Raw genomic sequence first — 16,099 nt, 5'->3', positions numbered from 1 at the left:
CACAAAAAGCAAACAAGCAAATCCGCATAGTCACCTCTGCAATTTCAGCTAAAACTGTATAGGGACACCATATTTCTGATCTTGATTACTTCTTACCAACTGTCTTACAAGATACCACGTGTACAAACTATTGGTAACTGCATACCGTTTGAATAGACGCCGGGGTTCCATGACGAACCGAAACAGCCATTCCAAACCCGCACGTTGCATCCATTCCGGAGATCGTTTTACATCACCAGCCAGTACCGGTAAAGCTCCGCCAATCCCTAACAATACCGCAGGAATCCGACCCCGCATTTTTGCCATCCACATTTCTTGCTTGGGGCATCCAAGTGATACAAATACCAATCCAGCTCCCGATTTGGTGATTTGTTTAATCACCTGCTCATCTTCTTCCGGAGTAAGCGGTCTGAAAGGAGGAGACAAGGTTCCAGCAATGCTTAACTTTGGATGTTTCACACGGCATACGTCAGTTGTTTGCTGCAGAATTTCAGGGGTTGACCCATAAAAGAAAACAGATACCCCTGTCTTTTCGGCAGTTTGCAACAAATCCGGCAACATATCCAATCCTGTGGCCCGGTTCTGTTTTACACCATAAAGCCATTGTAAACTCCATAGAAGAGGTACTCCATCACATAGAACCCAGTCGGCTCCATTCACAGCTTCTGCAATGCCCGAATTGAACTTTGCCTCGATGGTCATATGCACATTGGCAAAACAGACGGAACCCGCCTGTCTTGCCTTTGCCGCTGTGATAATTTCTTCCTGAAATTGCTGATAGTTACCTAGAGAAAGATTCAGGCTTATAACTGTCGCCCTTTTTTTCGAGGTTAGTGACATAACTTAAGCAAATTTTTGGGTTCAATCCCTAGCTAAGTTGGTTATTCAAAGTAATTGGGCACCAGGTGACCTTGCTCAGCCAGCAGCTGATCCCGCCGGAACAAGGCCACATCCGACTGCATCATGTCCTTGACCAGACCCGCCAGATCATACTTGGGCTGCCACTGCAACTGCGTCATAGCCTTGGTCGGGTCCCCCAACAACAAGTCCACCTCCGTCGGACGGAAATACCGCTCGTCGATGCTGAGCACTTCCTGACCCACCGCCACCGGAAAGTCCGGATCACGGGCACTGACCACGTACGCCTTCTCGTGGACACCCTCCCCCTGGAAGGCCAGCTCCACGCCAATTTCGGCAAAAGCCATCTTGACAAAGTCCCGGATGGTGGTCGTCACCCCCGTGGCAATCACAAAGTCCTCGGCCCGCTCCTGCTGCAAGATCAGCCACATCGCTTCCACATAGTCCTTGGCATGGCCCCAGTCCCGCAGCGAATCGATGTTGCCCAGAAACACCTTCTCCTGCAGACCCAAGCCAATCCGAGCCACCGCCCGGGTGATCTTGCGGGTCACAAACGTCTCCCCCCGCAAGGGCGACTCGTGGTTGAACAGAATCCCGTTGCAGGCATACATGCCGTATGCCTCCCGGTAGTTGACCGTGATCCAGTAGCCGTAGAGCTTGGCCACCGCATAAGGCGAACGCGGGTAGAACGGCGTCAGCTCCGACTGGGCGTGGCCCTGCACCCCACCGTAGAGCTCCGAGGTGGAGGCCTGGTAGATGCGCGTCTTCTGGCTCAGCCCCAGCAGCCGCACCGCTTCCAGGATGCGCAGCGTGCCGATCCCGTCGACCTGGGCCGTGTATTCGGGCTCGTCGAAGCTCACCCGCACGTGCGACATGGCCCCCAGGTTGTAGATCTCATCGGGCTGCACCTCCTGGATGATGCGGATGATGTTAGTCGAGTCCGACAAATCGCCGAAGTGCAGCTTGAAGCGCACGTTTTGCTCGTGGGGATCCTCGTAGAGATGGTCGATGCGCTGGGTGTTGAACAGCGAGCTCCGGCGTTTGATGCCGTGCACTTCGTAGCCCTTCTCCAGTAAGAGTTCGGCCAGGTAGGTGCCATCCTGGCCCGTAATGCCCGTAATTAATGCTTTTTTCATAGATAATCGTAATTCATGTTGTATAGATCCTAAACGTATACCTCCTGGTTAGCCAGGAAATCCTGGTAGGTAGCGGCAATGCCTGCTGACAGGTCGATGCGGTGCTGCCAGCCCAGGTGGTGCAGCCGCGACACATCCATCAACTTGCGGGGCGTGCCATCGGGTTTGTCCGGATTCCAGCGCAGTTCTCCTTCGAAGCCCACGGTCTGTTTGACCAGTTCGGCCAGCTCCCGGATCGTCACATCCTGGCCGGTGCCGATGTTGACAAACAGCTCCTCGTTGTAGCCTTCCATCAGGAACACGCAGGCGTCGGCCAGGTCATCGGCGTGCAGAAACTCCCGGCGCGGGGAGCCCGTGCCCCACACTTCCACCACCGGCTCGCCGTGGAGTTTAGCCTCGTGAAACTTGCGGATCAGCGCCGGCAAGACGTGCGAACCGTTCAGATCGTAGTTGTCGTTGGGGCCGTAGAGGTTGGTGGGCATGGCCGAGATGAAGTTGCAGCCGTACTGGCTGCGGTAGGCTTCACAGAGCTTGATGCCGGCAATCTTGGCGATGGCGTAGGGCTCGTTGGTGGCTTCCAGGTAGCCGCTCAGCAGGTAGTCTTCCTTCAGGGGCTGGGGGGCCAGCTTGGGGTAGATGCAGGAGGAGCCCAGAAACAGCAGTTTCTGGACCCCAAACTGGTAGGCGCTGTGGATGATGTTAGCCTCAATCAGCAGGTTGTCATACAAAAAGTCGGCCCGGTAGCGGTTGTTGGCCCAGATGCCGCCCACTTTGGCCGCTGCCAGCAGCACGTAGTCGGGCCGTTGGTCGGCAAAGAAGTCGGCGACGGCTGCCTGGTTGCGCAGGTCCAGCTCGGCCGAGGTGCGGGTGACCAGGTTCTGGTAGCCTCGGCGTTGCAAGTTGCGCACCAGCGCGGAGCCCACCATGCCCCGGTGACCCGCTACGTAGATTTTTGCGTCTTGATTCACTCCTGATTGAGGTTTATGAAATGCGGTTTCGAATCTGTTTTACTTAGGCGGGTTGCTTCACATCCGTACCGATGGCTTCCCGTCCGATGCTGTAGTAGGTGTAACCCAACTCCTTCATCTGATCCAGCTCGTAGAGGTTGCGACCATCGAAGATCACCTTGTTCTTCAACAGCAAAGCCATCTTGCCAAACTCCGGCGTGCGGAACATCGGCCACTCGGTCATGATCACCAGCGCATCGGCATCGTCCAGGGCCGCATACGAGGTGTGGGCATAGGTGATCTGGTTGCCCAGCACCTGCTTGACGTTCTCCATGGCTTCCGGATCATAGGCCGTCACCTTGGCTCCGGCCGCCAGCAGCGCCTGGATGTTCTCCAGGGCCGGGGCCTCCCGGATGTCATCCGTGTAGGGCTTGAAGGCCAGCCCCCACACCGCAATCGTCTTGCCCTGCAGATCCCCGTTGAAGTGCTGGTTGATCACCGGCAACAGCTTGGTCTTCTGCTGAGCGTTGACCTCCATGACCGACTTGAGGATCTTGAAGTCGTAGGCGTACTCCTCAGAGGTCTTGGCCAGCGCCTGCACGTCCTTGGGAAAGCAGCTGCCCCCGTAGCCAATGCCGGCAAACAAAAACCGCTTGCCGATCCGGCTGTCGGTGCCGATGCCCCGGCGGATATCATCGACGTTGGCTCCTACCTTCTCGCACAGGTTGGCAATCTCGTTCATGAAGCTGATCTTGACGGCCAGAAACGAGTTGGCCGCGTACTTGGTCATCTCCGCCGAGCGCTCGTCCATGAAGATAACGGGGTTGCCCTGGCGCACCAGCGGAGCGTAGAGCTTGGTCATGATGGCCTTGGCCCGCTCCGACTGCGTGCCGATCACCACGCGGTCGGGTTTCATGAAGTCTTCGATGGCCACGCCTTCGCGCAGAAACTCGGGGTTGGACACCACATCAAACTCCACCTGAGCCGCCAGCGAGATGTACTCGTGGACTTTCTCGGCGGTGCCCACCGGCACGGTGCTCTTGTCGACGATGACGGCGTATTCTTTCATGATCTGGCCCAGATCGCCGGCCACTTTGAGGATGTATTTCAGGTCGGCCGATCCGTCTTCACCCGGCGGAGTGGGCAGGGCCAGGAAGATGACCTCGGCGCCTTCGATGCCTTCGGCCAGGTTGGTCGTAAACTTCAGGCGTCCTTCGGCGGTGTTGCGGTTGAAGAGGACATCCAGACCGGGTTCGTAGATGGGGATGATGCCATTGTTGAGTTTTTCGACCTTGCGTTGGTCGATGTCAATACAGGTAACCTGGTTGCCGGTTTCGGCAAAGCAGGTGCCGGTCACGAGTCCCACGTAACCAGTTCCTACAACTGCAATTTTCATAACATTGAATAAATATAAGATAATAGAATAGGTACTCAATTATAAGCGAACGGAAAAATTCTATCAATTTATGTCCGTACGATAATAGATGGCTGGCCTGTTTAATGTGCAAATAAAGCGCTAAAATCAGACAACCGTTCAGAGATGCCGTTTCATTACTGCCCTTCAAAGTTAAATATCCAAAAAGACACTAACTTAATAAATTGCAACAATTTCGGCTTGGACAGAGAGGAAAAATTTGTATAATACAACAAATCTATTTTATTGTATGATATTACAGTTTGAAAAATGATTGGAGTGGAAAATTTGTCTTACTGACTTTTATTTATTTACCAGACAATAAAACAAAAACTATGCCGTATCGTGAAGTGTCTTAAATAAATATAAAAACATTACCTAAGAGTAATAATGGAGTCATTCAAATCCGCATTGAAAGTAACTAGAAGTTAAAGCAACGAGGAATTCATAAAGGTATGCGATTGTATCAAAGCTAGTTCTTTGGATTGCAGCAGTTGCCCTAACTTCTCTCCATCCCGAATTCGGTGCAAATCCGAACCAACAAAATCGATCAGCGATTCGTCCAGCAACTGCTTAGCCTGCTGCTGCGCCCGGCCTCCATATTGGCCAACCAGTGACAAAAGGTTTAGCTGCAACATGCAACCCTGTTCCTTCAGCTTATGGAAACGCTCAGGCTGGTCTTTGAAGTATGAGTATCGTTCGGGATGCGCCAGAATGGGCTGGTAACCTCTTGTCTGAATCTGAAAGATGATATCGTCTAAGTTCATTGGCGCAATGGCAAACGATAATTCGACCAGCACATAATTTGGGCCAAACGTCATTAGGTTGTTAGCCTGAAGCTGCGTTACAAAATAATCGTCAATTAGGTACTCGGCAGCCGCTTCAACCTGAATGGTCAGATCGGTTTCGGCCATGGCATGACGGAGTTCGTCCAAACCACGCCGGATGATATCGCTATTGTTGGGATAGTAATCACGGATAATGTGCGGTGTCGTAATCACCTTTTTATATCCCAGGCTTTCAAAAGACCGTAAACAGGTCAGAGCAGTTTCGAGGTCGGGAACGCCGTCATCAATCCCGGGAATGAGATGCGAGTGAATATCAACCCCCAGAAATCCGAAATCCGAAACTGTGGCCTTTTCCGGCCGACGCTTAAAAAATGAGAACATAGATTCAAAGGAAGCCATCTGTCTTCATCAGCCTTCTGTGGGCAAATCCGACCGGTGATTAACGTATGAAAGATTGATGACTTTATGTTGACTAACGACCTGCTCGAGCTCCTGCTGAAGTAAGTCGTTGGTTTGCTGTAACAAAGCTACACGTTCGTTTAACTGAAACAAAAGAAACTCCATATTTCGAAGCCGGTCGTCCAACGTAAGAGCTGACAGGGGCGTTTGCGGCAACGTGCGAAACATGAGTCCTTCTCCCCGCAGCAACCAGTCGGCATTCAGGTCGGGGTACGTTTGCAGTATTTTCTCTAAGGTCTCGTAACGCGGCTTCAGACGTCCATGCAGAATATGGTATATTTTCTCACCCCGTTTTTCGCCTAGCTGCCGGGCAAACTCCAGTGCACTGATATTTAGCGCATCAATCAACTGTTGTAAGCGGTCACCAATAGGCATACGACAAGCAAGAACTTACACAAAACTATGTAATATTTCATTCCACTAATTCTACAGCGTCTCTTTAGAGCGTGAAAATGAACTCAAAACCTATTCGTCAGCGATAGCATATAATAGAAAACGAGGAGAAATAAAGTAGCTCCTGTAAGCCGGTATCAACCAGAATAAGTTTTCAGCAACCTTTTTGTATACGATTTTGTATTATACACAAAAGTATGTATATTTAAACTTAAATATAGACCCCGTAAAAAGGCAAAAGGGATCGCATAGCGGTCCCCCTGTCCGAACAGTAAACAACAAATACTAATGAACACACAAAAAAACAACACCGGCGCAACAAATCAAAATGGTTTGGAAGTGAAACTTTATCAGAATGTTAGCAAGGTGACGGATGAAGTCGTTAGTAATTCGACCGTTGGTCAGTTTAAATACCTGGAAGGACACCCCCGTCAATACCGTTTTGACGCTAAAGAAGGCATTTTTAACATCAATGGAACCGAAAAACTAGGTGGTTCCGCCGATGGCCGGACCCTGACTTTTCAGCCAATTGCCTGGCGTATCTTTACCGATAATATTTTGAACATGGGCACCAAAAATTGGGCCGAACTATTTTTCGTCGACGAAAAAAGTTGCGTTTCGGCAATTCTGTTCCATGGATACTCGGTCGACAACATCTTTCGGCTGATCGAACCCCTGTTTTACGACGACCTGACACTGGCCGATGTGGTAGTAACTGCCACCGCCGAGCGGAAAGAGAATACCAAAATTCAGCCGAAAGGTGTTTACTACGTCGCCAATTTCAGCTACCGGCTGGCGGACCCGGAGCAGACGAAAAAAATGAAGGCTTTTGGTCAGTCAGCAAAAATCTTCCGCCAGGAAACCCTGACGGATATTGCCACGATTAAAACGGCTTTCAATTACTACAACCCATTCAACAACCCCAGTGAAGATCTGTTGACAAGCAACGGAATTCACCTGTTGAATTATTAAGCCGTCGCCAGCCCGATGTTTGGCAGAAGCGGCAACGCACCTCCCTAAACGCGGGCTGATTACCTGTTTCATTTCATGAAATCCAATTCCGTTATGATTACCGAACTCATTGACTATCGTTCCATTCCGCGCGTTTCAAATTCTGATTTAACCCGCCTGAAAGAAGAGTTTCTGGGAACCAACCGGTTCATTGGGCAACGGGCTCTGCAGTTTGGGCGAGCCTTTCATTCGCATCTGCTGGAACCCGAAAGCGTGGGCGGAATTATCGAGCAGCTTCTGCCCGATCTCAAACCGGTTGAATCAGGGCGGCTGGAGCACCTGACGGAGCAGGTCCGGCGGGATTCGTTCTGTCGTCGCTACCTCCGGAAATCGGAGCGGGAACGAGTGGTTCTGTTTACCGATCCGCTGACGGAACTGGCCTGCAAAGCGCGGCTGGATATGGTATATACCAGCCCGAAAAGCCGTCATGCGCTGATTCTGGATTTTAAAACCACGTCGGCCCGGACGCAAAGCCAGTTTTTGCAGAGTTGTTACGATTACGATTACGACCGACAGGCGGCTTTCTACATCGATGGCCTGCGCCACGCCGATAGCCGGGAGTGGGATCAAACCCGGCAGATTCGGTTTATTCTCATCGGCGTTCAGAAACAGAAACCGCACCGGCTTTTCGCCATCGACGCAACGTCGATTCCAGACTTTGTGGAGTACGGCCGAAAAAAATACCGTTTCTGGCTGCGCAAATGGAACGAACAACAGCAGGTAAATGCCACGCCCTGGCTACGGCAGGCATCTTAAAATAGTTGGCAAAAAACCGCTTCCAGAGGAACAACGGTTTTATAACCAACGTTTTAGCTATATACAATCATGACAGACAAGACAGTTATAACCATTCCTGCCGAACAGTCTGCTTCCCATCCGTTATTCGATTGGGGAACCGACGGATTGGTGATCTGGATCGAAGAACTGGACGGTTTTGGCAGCTTAATGGCATACATCGACGAAGCGTTGGCACAAATCGCCTTCGCCATTGAACTACAAACGGGCTGGGATCACCGCACCGACGGTCATACGTACCACCCGCTCTACGGCTACCGCCTTTTGCTCCGCGATGCCACGGGCTTATGGTACGCCATCCGGCTGGATGAAGCCGGAAAATTTGCCGAGTTTGTACCCCTGGAAGAACTGGATTACACCACCGCTTACGAAAAAGCAATCTGGATTCCGTAAGTCTTCTTATTCAATTATGTAAACGCCCTGATCTACGTCAGGGCGTTTTTTTTGACCGAAAATTAGTTCGCAGTAGGTCATGCAACCTTTTCGGGTTGATTTTCATCCTTGAAATAAACAGATCAACTCCTCGATGAAAACTCTACTGACTGCCCTGATGCTGGCTGCGACTGCTCTTCTGCCCTCCTGGGCGCAACGCACCGTTACCGCCAAAGAGATTCTGGACAAAATCAACCGCCGTGAAACGGTTTCGTATGAAAACGCAACCATCACCGGCGACCTTGACCTAACCGAACTGGACAACAAAAGACGGGTGAGCGACAACCGCTGGGCCACCAACGAAGCCTATGAAAGCGTCGTTGAAACCCCCATCACGTTTCGGAACTGCACCTTCAGGGGGGCCTTTCTGGCTTATAAAAATCTTGAACCCGTACGGCTAAAAGGCAATGGTATCCTTTATGCAACCCACTTTAACGAAGCCGTAACGTTTGAAAACTGTAAGTTCGAGCAGGAATCGGAGTTCAAATACTCTGATTTTAAACAACGGGCACTGTACACCGGCTCCAGCTTCCGGAAAGAAGCCAATTTTAAGTATGCCAGATTCCGGGCAGCCGCAGACTTCGCAGACGTTCGTTTTGGAGCATTGGCTAACTTTAAATACACGGCCTTTAAGGAAGATATTGCCTTCCGTAAAGCGCGGTTTGAGGAATACGCCGATTTCAAATACACAAAATTCGACGAGGGGGCTACTTTCCAAAACGCACGCTTCAACGGCATGGCGGATTTCAAATATACCCGTCTACCGCGCAATTCCAGCTTCGAAGACACGGTTTTCGACGGTCCGGCCGACTTCAAATACGCAACGCTCAACGGTCGAAAATTTTCGCCAGCCCTCCGGTAGCCCGTAACCGTGGCCTTTATTTGCCAAAAATACGGACTGAAGGCTGGGGCTGCGTATAACCCTTCCGCCACTTTTGGGTTTTATAAGCAGCATTAACCTTTGTTGCTTTGAAACGATCCACGAAAATTGTTCTGGCGCTGATCGTCTTGCTGATCGTCGCCAGATTGCTGCTGCCGTATTTTGTTTTACGCTATCTCAATAAAATGATGGCCGACATGGGCTCCTACACGGGCCATGTTGAAGATGTAAACATTGCCCTGATCCGGGGTGCGTACCAGATTGAGGACCTGCGCATCCGCAAAATCAACGGAAAGATCAAGGAGCCCTTTCTTTTTGTGCCTAAAATAGACCTTTCGGTTGAGTGGGAATCTTTGTTCAAGGGAGCCCTGGTGGGTGAAGTGGAATGTTACCAGCCTGAGCTTAACTTTTCGTTCAGCGATAACGAAGAAGTCAGCCAAACCGGTGAAGAATTGGACTGGACGAAGTTGGTGAAAGATTTATTGCCGATTCAAATCAACCGCTTTGCGGTTTACGGCGGTAAAGTCGATTTGCTCAATCTTTTTGAAGCCACAAAAACCAATCTTTCGCTGGAGAAAGTTGCCGTAGAAATTCGGAATATCCGTAACGTGGAAGACAAACAAAGCCGTCTGCCCTCCCCCGTTACGGCTTCGGGCGATGTACCGGGCTGGGGCGGAACGATGAAACTGGGGGCAGGGATGAATTTGCTGAAGGCCTTTCCGGATTTCAATTATAACCTGAGCCTTAACAACCTTCAGTTGGTAAAACTCAACGATCTGGCGCGGGAATACGGCAATGTTGACTTTGAAAGGGGAACGGTGAGTGTGATCAGCGAGATGGCCATGTACGACGGTAAATTTGTCGGCTATTTCAAACCGCTGACCAAGGACATGAAGATTTTCAAGTTAAAGGAACCGGGTGATAAACGTACGGTTGGCCGATTTTTTACGGAATTGCTGGCCGAAGGCGGTAAGGCTATTCTCAAAAATCAGAAACGTGACCAGGTTGCCACCCGCATACCCATCCGGGGAACCGTCGACAATACCGAAACGGAAGTTTGGACCATCATCATCGGGGTGCTGCGTAACGCCTACGTGAAGGCATTCACCGCCGAATTCGACAATACCGTCACGTTCAAAGATGCTGTTGAAAATTTAAAACAGGATTTCAAGGAAAAGCGCGCGCAAAAGAAAGCCGAGCGCAAAGAACGACGGGAAGAGCGCAAACAGGAGCGCCAGCAGAAGCGCGAGGAACGGAAAGAAGCCCGGAAAAAAGAGAAAGACCGTTGAGAAAGCCGGAAAACCCGTAGCTTCGCAACTGCACGACGTAGTTTCTGTTGTTCCGATCATTTAAACCATGCTTCAACCTAAATTCGCCCGCGAGTCGCTGACCACCATGACCGAGATGGTCTTGCCAAACGATACCAATACGTTGAACAATCTGATGGGCGGCCGGCTCCTGCACTGGATGGATATTTGTGCCGCCATTGCCGCCCAAAAGCATTCGAACCGCATCGTAGTAACGGCTTCCGTAGACAATGTTTCCTTTTCGGAGCCTATAAAGCTTGGCAATATTGTAACAATGCAGGCCAAGGTCACACGCGGTTTTAATTCATCGATGGAGGTGAATATCGAAGTATGGGCCGAAGATATTCCGGCGGGAACGCGCGTCAGCACCAATCGGGCCTTTTACACCTTTGTTGCCGTCGACCAGAACGGACGACCCATTGAGGTGCCGCCGGTAACGCCCGAAACCGAGGAAGAGCACGAACTGTTCAAGAGTGCGCTCCGGCGTCGGCAGCTGCGTCTGGTCCTGGCCGGGCGAATGAAACCGCAGGATGCAACGGAACTGCGCGCTCTGTTTGGAGTCGGCGACCAAACTCCGTAACACCCGATCATTGCACCCTCAACTTCGTTACGCCCACCACCGGCCGGCCTTCGGTTGTAATGCCCTGCACAACGACCCGAAGCGTCCGGACTACGTCCGAAAGCGGGAACGCCAGATTGGTATTCCCCTTCGAATCGGTTTGCATCAACGGTTTCCAGTACAGAACATCCCGGCGGTCGATCGGCGCAGTCGGTTCGGCCAGAGCCGTGCCCGACGAGTCCTCGTAGCGCGGAACGTAAAATTCCCGCTGGGGCGCAAGACCAATGAGCGGTAGTTGATTAAGCCCAATGCCGGGTGCGGTCTTTTTCTGGGTAAACCCGCGTTTGGTATAGAACGCAATAACGCCGTTTCCTCCGCGAGCACCGTATATGGCCGTCGTGGAAGCGCTTTTTAATAGTTCAATTCGTTCCACATCGTTGGGGCTCAAACCCAGCAGGACATTCCCGTCCTGACTTTCGGTCAGATACGACCCGTCCAGAATATACAGCGGAGGCTGGCTCTGCGCCGAATTACCCGCACCAAACGATACGGCATTCCGGATGTTTACGCTGTAGTTGCCCTGGGAGTTTTGCGTCACCTGAACGCCCGGCACCCGGCCCCGAATCATTTCGTACACATTGGCGTAAGACTGCGACCGTTCGTCAAACAGAATCAGGGCGTCGGGCGTACCGTGCAAACTCATGCGCTCAATGTGTTCAGGACGCGGCCGCTGCGCCCTGATGGTGACTTCTTTGAGTTGCCTGGTTTGCCGGTCGCGATAGAGCTTTTGATCAGACTCCTGCCGCAGCCGGGCCGTTTCGAGTTGTTGCTGAAACTGCCGCCAATCCGGTGAATCCTGCTCAAAAACCGGCTTCACTGCCGACCAAACGCTGCCTGCTGTATCGGTTTCAACGGTTCCTTTGATGGCTTTGAACTGGTTGTTCATCACCTGAACCAGCAGTTGCAGAGTATCGGTCACACCCAAACCCGCCATCCGAAACCGTCCGTAACGGTTGGTTCCGACGGAAGATGGAATGGCCTGTCTGGACGACGGAGCGGCTACCAGAAGCTCGGCATACGGAATGGGCTTGCCTTTCTCGTCCACCACGCGCCCGCTGAACACCACGCCCCCTAGTGTATCCGCCGGCGTTTCCGGTTGCCGCAGCCCGATCCGGCGCCAGCCCTGGGTCAAAAGCAGATCATCAAGTGCCCGACGGGTTGCCAGCGTGGTGTCTTTGAAGAAAAAACCGGGCCGTTCGACGCGTCCGCGCAGATCGCCCGTCAGCAACAGATGAGTCCGAAAATCCGCAGTACTGGAGTCATCCGGAACCTGGTCGGCATCGGTTACGGCAGCTGAAAGCAGGGCTACCACCGGAGTTTCCGGCTGATCGGCCAGCTTCAGGTTCAACACAACCCGTTCACGGGGCGTATAAATCGATTTGTCGGCAGTTACGTTGACCCGGATGGGCGCGGTTTGTTCCCGCACAAAAACCAGTCGCTCCGCCCGGGGCTTACCGTAAGCATCGTACAAAGTGACCTGGCAAAGACCGGCGGGCAGCACCGAGAGCGGTAAGTTTAGCCAGGCTTTGCCATCCTGTAACTTCATTTTGGCTCGTTGCACCAATTGCCCCTGACTCTGGAATGTCAGATACACAACCGGATCGGACTGGGGCAGGTTGGCCAGAATCCGGATCATCAATCCGGTTGTATCGCTCACCGCATCCGCCGTCAGCACGAAGCCCTCCGGCTCCACGGCGGGTAGCGCAACTCGTTGGGTTAATCCGTTGTACTGAATTTCGGCCTGATACGTCTGCCCGGCTTTTGGCCTGATCAGCACGCTGCCCATTCCCAACGGATTACTCGTCAGGGTAGCCACCGGCTGCCCCTGCCCGTCCACAATTCGACCCGACACGGTTTGTCCGCGCCCGTCCGGACCAGCGGCTTTAAAAGCCAATCGGTTTGGTAATTCGGCCACCCAGCGCCCTCCTTCTGGTAAAAACTGAACGTCCAGTTGGGCGGTTGCCTCCGGCTGTTGGCGGGTAGTCGCGCTGGTCAGGAGGTTATACACGGCAACAGAGCGTTCAAAAGCCGGGCGGATTGATGCGTAATCTTCGTCGGTGTAAGCGCGGAGCTGATACATACCGGTTTTCAATGTATCCGAAAGCCGAAAATCGCCCACCGCCCGACCTTCACGGATGCGCAGCCACTGGTGTTGCACCACCTTGCCGCCTGGTGTCAGCAGATCGACGTGCAAAGCGCCTTCGCCAAACAGCGTTTGGTACGTGCTGGCTTCCAGTACATACGCGCTCAGCCAGAGCCGGTCGCCGGTCAGGTAGAACGGTTTGTCGATGTGGGCAAATACCGTGGGAGCCTGGTAAGGATGCGCCTGCTTCCAGTGCCGCACCAGGGAGTCAAGCCGGTAATCCGTAGCCAAAATGTGGCCCTCGGTGGGGGGTATTTCCACGGAATCTGTTTTGACGTTACCAGCGCTGGGTTGCCAGTCGGCGGGTAACAGAACCGAAAACCGGTCATTGCCCAGATAGCCCATCGCCAGCATACCAAGCGGCAGCGTCACCCGGCCATCGACGGTCACTTCGCTCATGCCCTGCGGAAACCGGAATTCGGTAAAGGCATACGGCGCATCGCGGTAGGGCGATTCCACCGAGAAAGTCCGACTGTACAAAACCTTCAGAGGAGTTGCCGTCACGAGTTTCCGTTCAAACGCCAAGCGTCCCGGCCGAATCAGGGAATCGATCTGAACGGGCAGCAAATGGCGGTTGAGGTCCTGGAACAGACTCGTATTGCCGGGATCTTTTGGGTATTCGGGATTGACCCGGTACACCATAAAACCTTCTTTCTCGTAAGTTCCGGCAACCAGGCTGGCAATGAGGTGGCGGGTTGAACCGCTATAAGCCCGCTGGCGATTACTCCGCCAACGTTCGGCCTGTCGGTTGTCCGTGGGCCTCAGTTCTTCGAAACGGGTAGCACCGGCGAAATACATCGCTCCATTGTCCATCACCTCAAAATACTGCATGTCGTATTGAATGCGGTAGCCCAGCGCCCGGTTTTCGATGAGCACCGGCTCGGTCGCCGTGGCCCGCAGCCGATGGCGTTCGTCCGTAAATCGCAGGGCGTTCGGATTCAGGATTTCGCATTGGCTTCGGAAAGGGGTCCGGCCAAGCAACTCCCGTTCAAAGGTCCGGAAATTCCGCTCCCAGGTCTTGTCCCGCCGGGCTTTGACCGTGACATCGGTGAGGGTCACCCCCGCACTTTTCAGCGTTAGATTAACCACACGCTCCCGGCTGTTTTCCAACCGGATGGACTGCTGAACGGGTTGGTAGCCCAGAAACGAAGCAACCAACTCAACGGTGCCGAGCGGAACGTTGGTAAGCCGGTAATTCCCTTTTTCATCCGTTGTGGTTCCCCGGGTGGAATTGTTGAGGTAGACGCTGGCAAACGGGAGCGGTTGTTTGGTTTGCCCGTCAATGACCCGGCCAGTCAGGGTTGCCGTAGGCCCCTGTGCCCATCCCCTCGTCAACAAAAGACCGGCCAACAACCAGACAGCCGTCAGTCGGAGCATACTGCTGGCAACAAGGGCGTTCATAGGGCTTAGGAATAGAAGTTCTTAAAAATAAGATTTTCCCTACAAAATACCACTAAAAACCTAAAAGTGCCTATTTCGCTTTACATCACAGGCTAACCGTTTCTACGGTTTCCAATGAAAAGGCCGCGGGCCGGTCGGCAAACAGCGCCTTGGTGGCCGCCCAGGTCGTTATGAAAAGGTCCGAACGACGGTATTGCTCCAGCGCTTCCGGCGACTCCCAATGGCTGTAGGTGACATAAACAGTCGGCTGGTCGAGATCCCGGAGCAGTTCGAGGTGCCGACAACCGGGGAACGCCCGAATGCGCTGCTTCGACGCATCAAACAGGGCCAGAAACTCACTTGTTTTTCCTTCCTGAAAAGCCATCCGAACAATACGTACCAACATTATTTTAGTGAAGAGTTAGGAGTTAAGAATTAAGCGTTAAATCTTGCGCGACAAACATAACCACTCGTAAAAGCCGTCCGCTATTTTAGCGAAAGGCGTTTTAAATTCTTAACTCATCACTCTTAATTCTTCACTAACAATGCAATACCGTACGTTTGGCCGAACTGGCTGGCAGGTAAGTGACATAGGTTACGGCATGTGGGGCCTAGCTGGTTGGACGGGTTCCGAGCGGGAAGAGGTCGATCAGGCCCTGAACCGCTCCGTGGAACTGGGCTGCAATTTTTTTGATACGGCCTGGGGCTACGGCGAAGGGCTGAGCGAGCGAATCCTGGGCGATTTGCTGAAACGCTACAGCGACAAACGGCTTTACGTCGCCACCAAAATTCCGCCCAAAAACCGGAAATGGCCCTCCAGACCGGAATTTTCCCTGGATGATGTCTTTCCGGCCGATTACATTGTTGAATACACCGAAAAAAGCCTGAAAAACCTGGGGGTGGAGACGATTGACCTTCAGCAGTTTCACGTCTGGGAAGATGGCTGGGCCGACCGCGACGAGTGGAAGGAAGCCATTACGAAGCTGACCAAAGAGGGAAAAGTACAGGCCTGGGGACTGTCGGTAAACCGTTGGGAACCCGACAATTGCCTGAACACCCTGCGGACGAATCTGATCGATGGGGTGCAGGTAATCTACAACATTTTTGATCAGGCTCCGGAAGACAACCTGTTTCCGCTTTGCCGCGAACTGAACATCGGCGTCATTGCCCGCGTTCCGTTCGACGAAGGCACGCTGACCGGGACCCTGACCAAAGAAACCACTTTCCCGGCCGACGACTGGCGCTCAACGTACTTCGTACCGGAAAACCTCAACGCCAGCGTTGATCACGCCGAAGCGCTGAAACCGCTGATTCCGTCGGACATGACGATGCCGGAAATGGCCCTGCGCTTCATCCTGAGCAACCCGGATGTTGCCACAACGATTCCTGGTATGCGTAAAATCCGGAACGTAGAAGCCAACATGGCCGCCAGCGATGCCAAAGGGTTGTCGCCCGAATTACTTCAACAATTGGAAGGCCACCGCTGGGATCGCACGCCAACCGAGTGGAGCCAGTAGGGAGTTAAAAATGAAGAGTT

15 protein-coding genes are annotated in these 16,099 nt (G+C 52.7%); 7 read left to right on the top strand and 8 right to left on the bottom strand.

Going from position 1 to position 16,099, the window contains the following annotated elements; translation table 11 throughout:
• Positions 1-48: 48 nt before the first annotated feature.
• From OQ371_RS11990 to OQ371_RS11965, 6 genes are all read right to left on the bottom strand, one after another.
• Positions 49-840 carry a WecB/TagA/CpsF family glycosyltransferase gene (locus tag OQ371_RS11990; protein WP_265994006.1) on the bottom strand — a complete coding sequence of 264 codons (792 nt, stop codon included), beginning with the start codon at positions 838-840 and terminating at the stop codon, positions 49-51.
• A 41-nt stretch (positions 841-881) separates the two neighbouring features.
• Positions 882-1,994 carry a GDP-mannose 4,6-dehydratase gene (gmd, locus tag OQ371_RS11985; RefSeq protein WP_265994005.1) on the bottom strand — a complete coding sequence of 371 codons (1,113 nt, stop codon included), beginning with the start codon at positions 1,992-1,994 and terminating at the stop codon, positions 882-884.
• Between the two features lie 29 nt (positions 1,995-2,023).
• Entirely contained in the window at positions 2,024-2,962 is a 939-nt protein-coding gene (gene fcl, locus OQ371_RS11980; protein WP_265991495.1) for a GDP-L-fucose synthase, read from the bottom strand.
• Positions 2,963-3,005: 43 nt separating this feature from the next.
• Positions 3,006-4,337, bottom strand: coding sequence for a UDP-glucose dehydrogenase family protein (locus tag OQ371_RS11975; protein WP_265991496.1), 1,332 nt, complete (start codon positions 4,335-4,337; stop codon positions 3,006-3,008).
• Positions 4,338-4,783: 446 nt separating this feature from the next.
• Positions 4,784-5,542, bottom strand: a complete 759-nt coding sequence (locus OQ371_RS11970; RefSeq protein ID WP_265994004.1) for a tyrosine-protein phosphatase — start codon at positions 5,540-5,542, stop codon at positions 4,784-4,786.
• A gap of 9 nt (positions 5,543-5,551) precedes the next feature.
• Positions 5,552-5,977: a helix-turn-helix domain-containing protein gene (locus OQ371_RS11965; protein WP_265994003.1), complete on the bottom strand. Its 426-nt coding sequence runs from the start codon at positions 5,975-5,977 to the stop codon at positions 5,552-5,554.
• Between the two features lie 306 nt (positions 5,978-6,283).
• Here OQ371_RS11965 and OQ371_RS11960 point away from each other — a divergent pair, with 306 nt between their 5' ends.
• The 6 genes from OQ371_RS11960 to OQ371_RS11935 all read left to right on the top strand — a co-directional run bounded on the left by OQ371_RS11960 (position 6,284) and on the right by OQ371_RS11935 (position 11,000).
• Positions 6,284-6,967: a hypothetical protein gene (locus OQ371_RS11960; RefSeq protein ID WP_265994002.1), complete on the top strand. Its 684-nt coding sequence runs from the start codon at positions 6,284-6,286 to the stop codon at positions 6,965-6,967.
• A gap of 75 nt (positions 6,968-7,042) precedes the next feature.
• On the top strand, positions 7,043-7,762 hold the full coding sequence (locus OQ371_RS11955) for a PD-(D/E)XK nuclease-like domain-containing protein (RefSeq protein WP_265994001.1): 720 nt from the start codon (positions 7,043-7,045) through the stop codon (positions 7,760-7,762).
• Between the two features lie 69 nt (positions 7,763-7,831).
• Positions 7,832-8,194 carry a hypothetical protein gene (locus OQ371_RS11950; RefSeq protein WP_265994000.1) on the top strand — a complete coding sequence of 121 codons (363 nt, stop codon included), beginning with the start codon at positions 7,832-7,834 and terminating at the stop codon, positions 8,192-8,194.
• Between the two features lie 133 nt (positions 8,195-8,327).
• The gene (locus OQ371_RS11945; protein ID WP_265993999.1) at positions 8,328-9,095 is read left to right on the top strand and encodes a pentapeptide repeat-containing protein; all 768 of its coding nucleotides are present in this window, start codon (positions 8,328-8,330) and stop codon (positions 9,093-9,095) included.
• A gap of 107 nt (positions 9,096-9,202) precedes the next feature.
• Positions 9,203-10,402 (top strand): DUF748 domain-containing protein, encoded by a 1,200-nt coding sequence (locus OQ371_RS11940; RefSeq protein ID WP_265993998.1) that lies wholly within the window; start codon positions 9,203-9,205, stop codon positions 10,400-10,402.
• 67 nt (positions 10,403-10,469) lie between these two features.
• Positions 10,470-11,000, top strand: coding sequence for an acyl-CoA thioesterase (locus OQ371_RS11935; protein WP_265993997.1), 531 nt, complete (start codon positions 10,470-10,472; stop codon positions 10,998-11,000).
• Positions 11,001-11,007: 7 nt separating this feature from the next.
• On the opposite strand, the gene OQ371_RS11930 is transcribed toward OQ371_RS11935, so the two are convergent.
• Both OQ371_RS11930 and OQ371_RS11925 read right to left on the bottom strand, forming a co-directional pair.
• Positions 11,008-14,583 carry a carboxypeptidase-like regulatory domain-containing protein gene (locus OQ371_RS11930; protein WP_265993996.1) on the bottom strand — a complete coding sequence of 1,192 codons (3,576 nt, stop codon included), beginning with the start codon at positions 14,581-14,583 and terminating at the stop codon, positions 11,008-11,010.
• An 85-nt stretch (positions 14,584-14,668) separates the two neighbouring features.
• Positions 14,669-14,968, bottom strand: coding sequence for a putative quinol monooxygenase (locus OQ371_RS11925; protein ID WP_265993995.1), 300 nt, complete (start codon positions 14,966-14,968; stop codon positions 14,669-14,671).
• Positions 14,969-15,107: 139 nt separating this feature from the next.
• Here OQ371_RS11925 and OQ371_RS11920 point away from each other — a divergent pair, with 139 nt between their 5' ends.
• On the top strand, positions 15,108-16,079 hold the full coding sequence (locus OQ371_RS11920) for an aldo/keto reductase (protein ID WP_265993994.1): 972 nt from the start codon (positions 15,108-15,110) through the stop codon (positions 16,077-16,079).
• Positions 16,080-16,099: the final 20 nt, after the last annotated feature.

It is taken from the genome of Larkinella insperata (assembly GCF_026248825.1).
GTDB classification, from domain to species: Bacteria; Bacteroidota; Bacteroidia; order Cytophagales; family Spirosomataceae; genus Larkinella; species Larkinella insperata.
The sequence above is the reverse complement of the archived record's forward strand: the minus strand, read 5'-3'. Positions and strand labels throughout refer to the sequence as shown.

Coding starts and splice junctions, on each gene's coding strand:
- gmd (WP_265994005.1), bottom strand. CDS start 1,994: ATGAAAAAAGCATTAATTACGGGCATTACGGGCCAGGATGGCACCTAC.
- OQ371_RS11975 (WP_265991496.1), bottom strand. CDS start 4,337: ATGAAAATTGCAGTTGTAGGAACTGGTTACGTGGGACTCGTGACCGGC.
- OQ371_RS11965 (WP_265994003.1), bottom strand. CDS start 5,977: ATGCCTATTGGTGACCGCTTACAACAGTTGATTGATGCGCTAAATATC.
- OQ371_RS11925 (WP_265993995.1), bottom strand. CDS start 14,968: ATGTTGGTACGTATTGTTCGGATGGCTTTTCAGGAAGGAAAAACAAGT.
- OQ371_RS11970 (WP_265994004.1), bottom strand. CDS start 5,542: ATGGCTTCCTTTGAATCTATGTTCTCATTTTTTAAGCGTCGGCCGGAA.
- OQ371_RS11935 (WP_265993997.1), top strand. CDS start 10,470: ATGCTTCAACCTAAATTCGCCCGCGAGTCGCTGACCACCATGACCGAG.
- OQ371_RS11930 (WP_265993996.1), bottom strand. CDS start 14,583: ATGAACGCCCTTGTTGCCAGCAGTATGCTCCGACTGACGGCTGTCTGG.
- OQ371_RS11920 (WP_265993994.1), top strand. CDS start 15,108: ATGCAATACCGTACGTTTGGCCGAACTGGCTGGCAGGTAAGTGACATA.
- OQ371_RS11955 (WP_265994001.1), top strand. CDS start 7,043: ATGAAATCCAATTCCGTTATGATTACCGAACTCATTGACTATCGTTCC.
- OQ371_RS11945 (WP_265993999.1), top strand. CDS start 8,328: ATGAAAACTCTACTGACTGCCCTGATGCTGGCTGCGACTGCTCTTCTG.
- OQ371_RS11950 (WP_265994000.1), top strand. CDS start 7,832: ATGACAGACAAGACAGTTATAACCATTCCTGCCGAACAGTCTGCTTCC.
- OQ371_RS11990 (WP_265994006.1), bottom strand. CDS start 840: ATGTCACTAACCTCGAAAAAAAGGGCGACAGTTATAAGCCTGAATCTT.
- OQ371_RS11960 (WP_265994002.1), top strand. CDS start 6,284: ATGAACACACAAAAAAACAACACCGGCGCAACAAATCAAAATGGTTTG.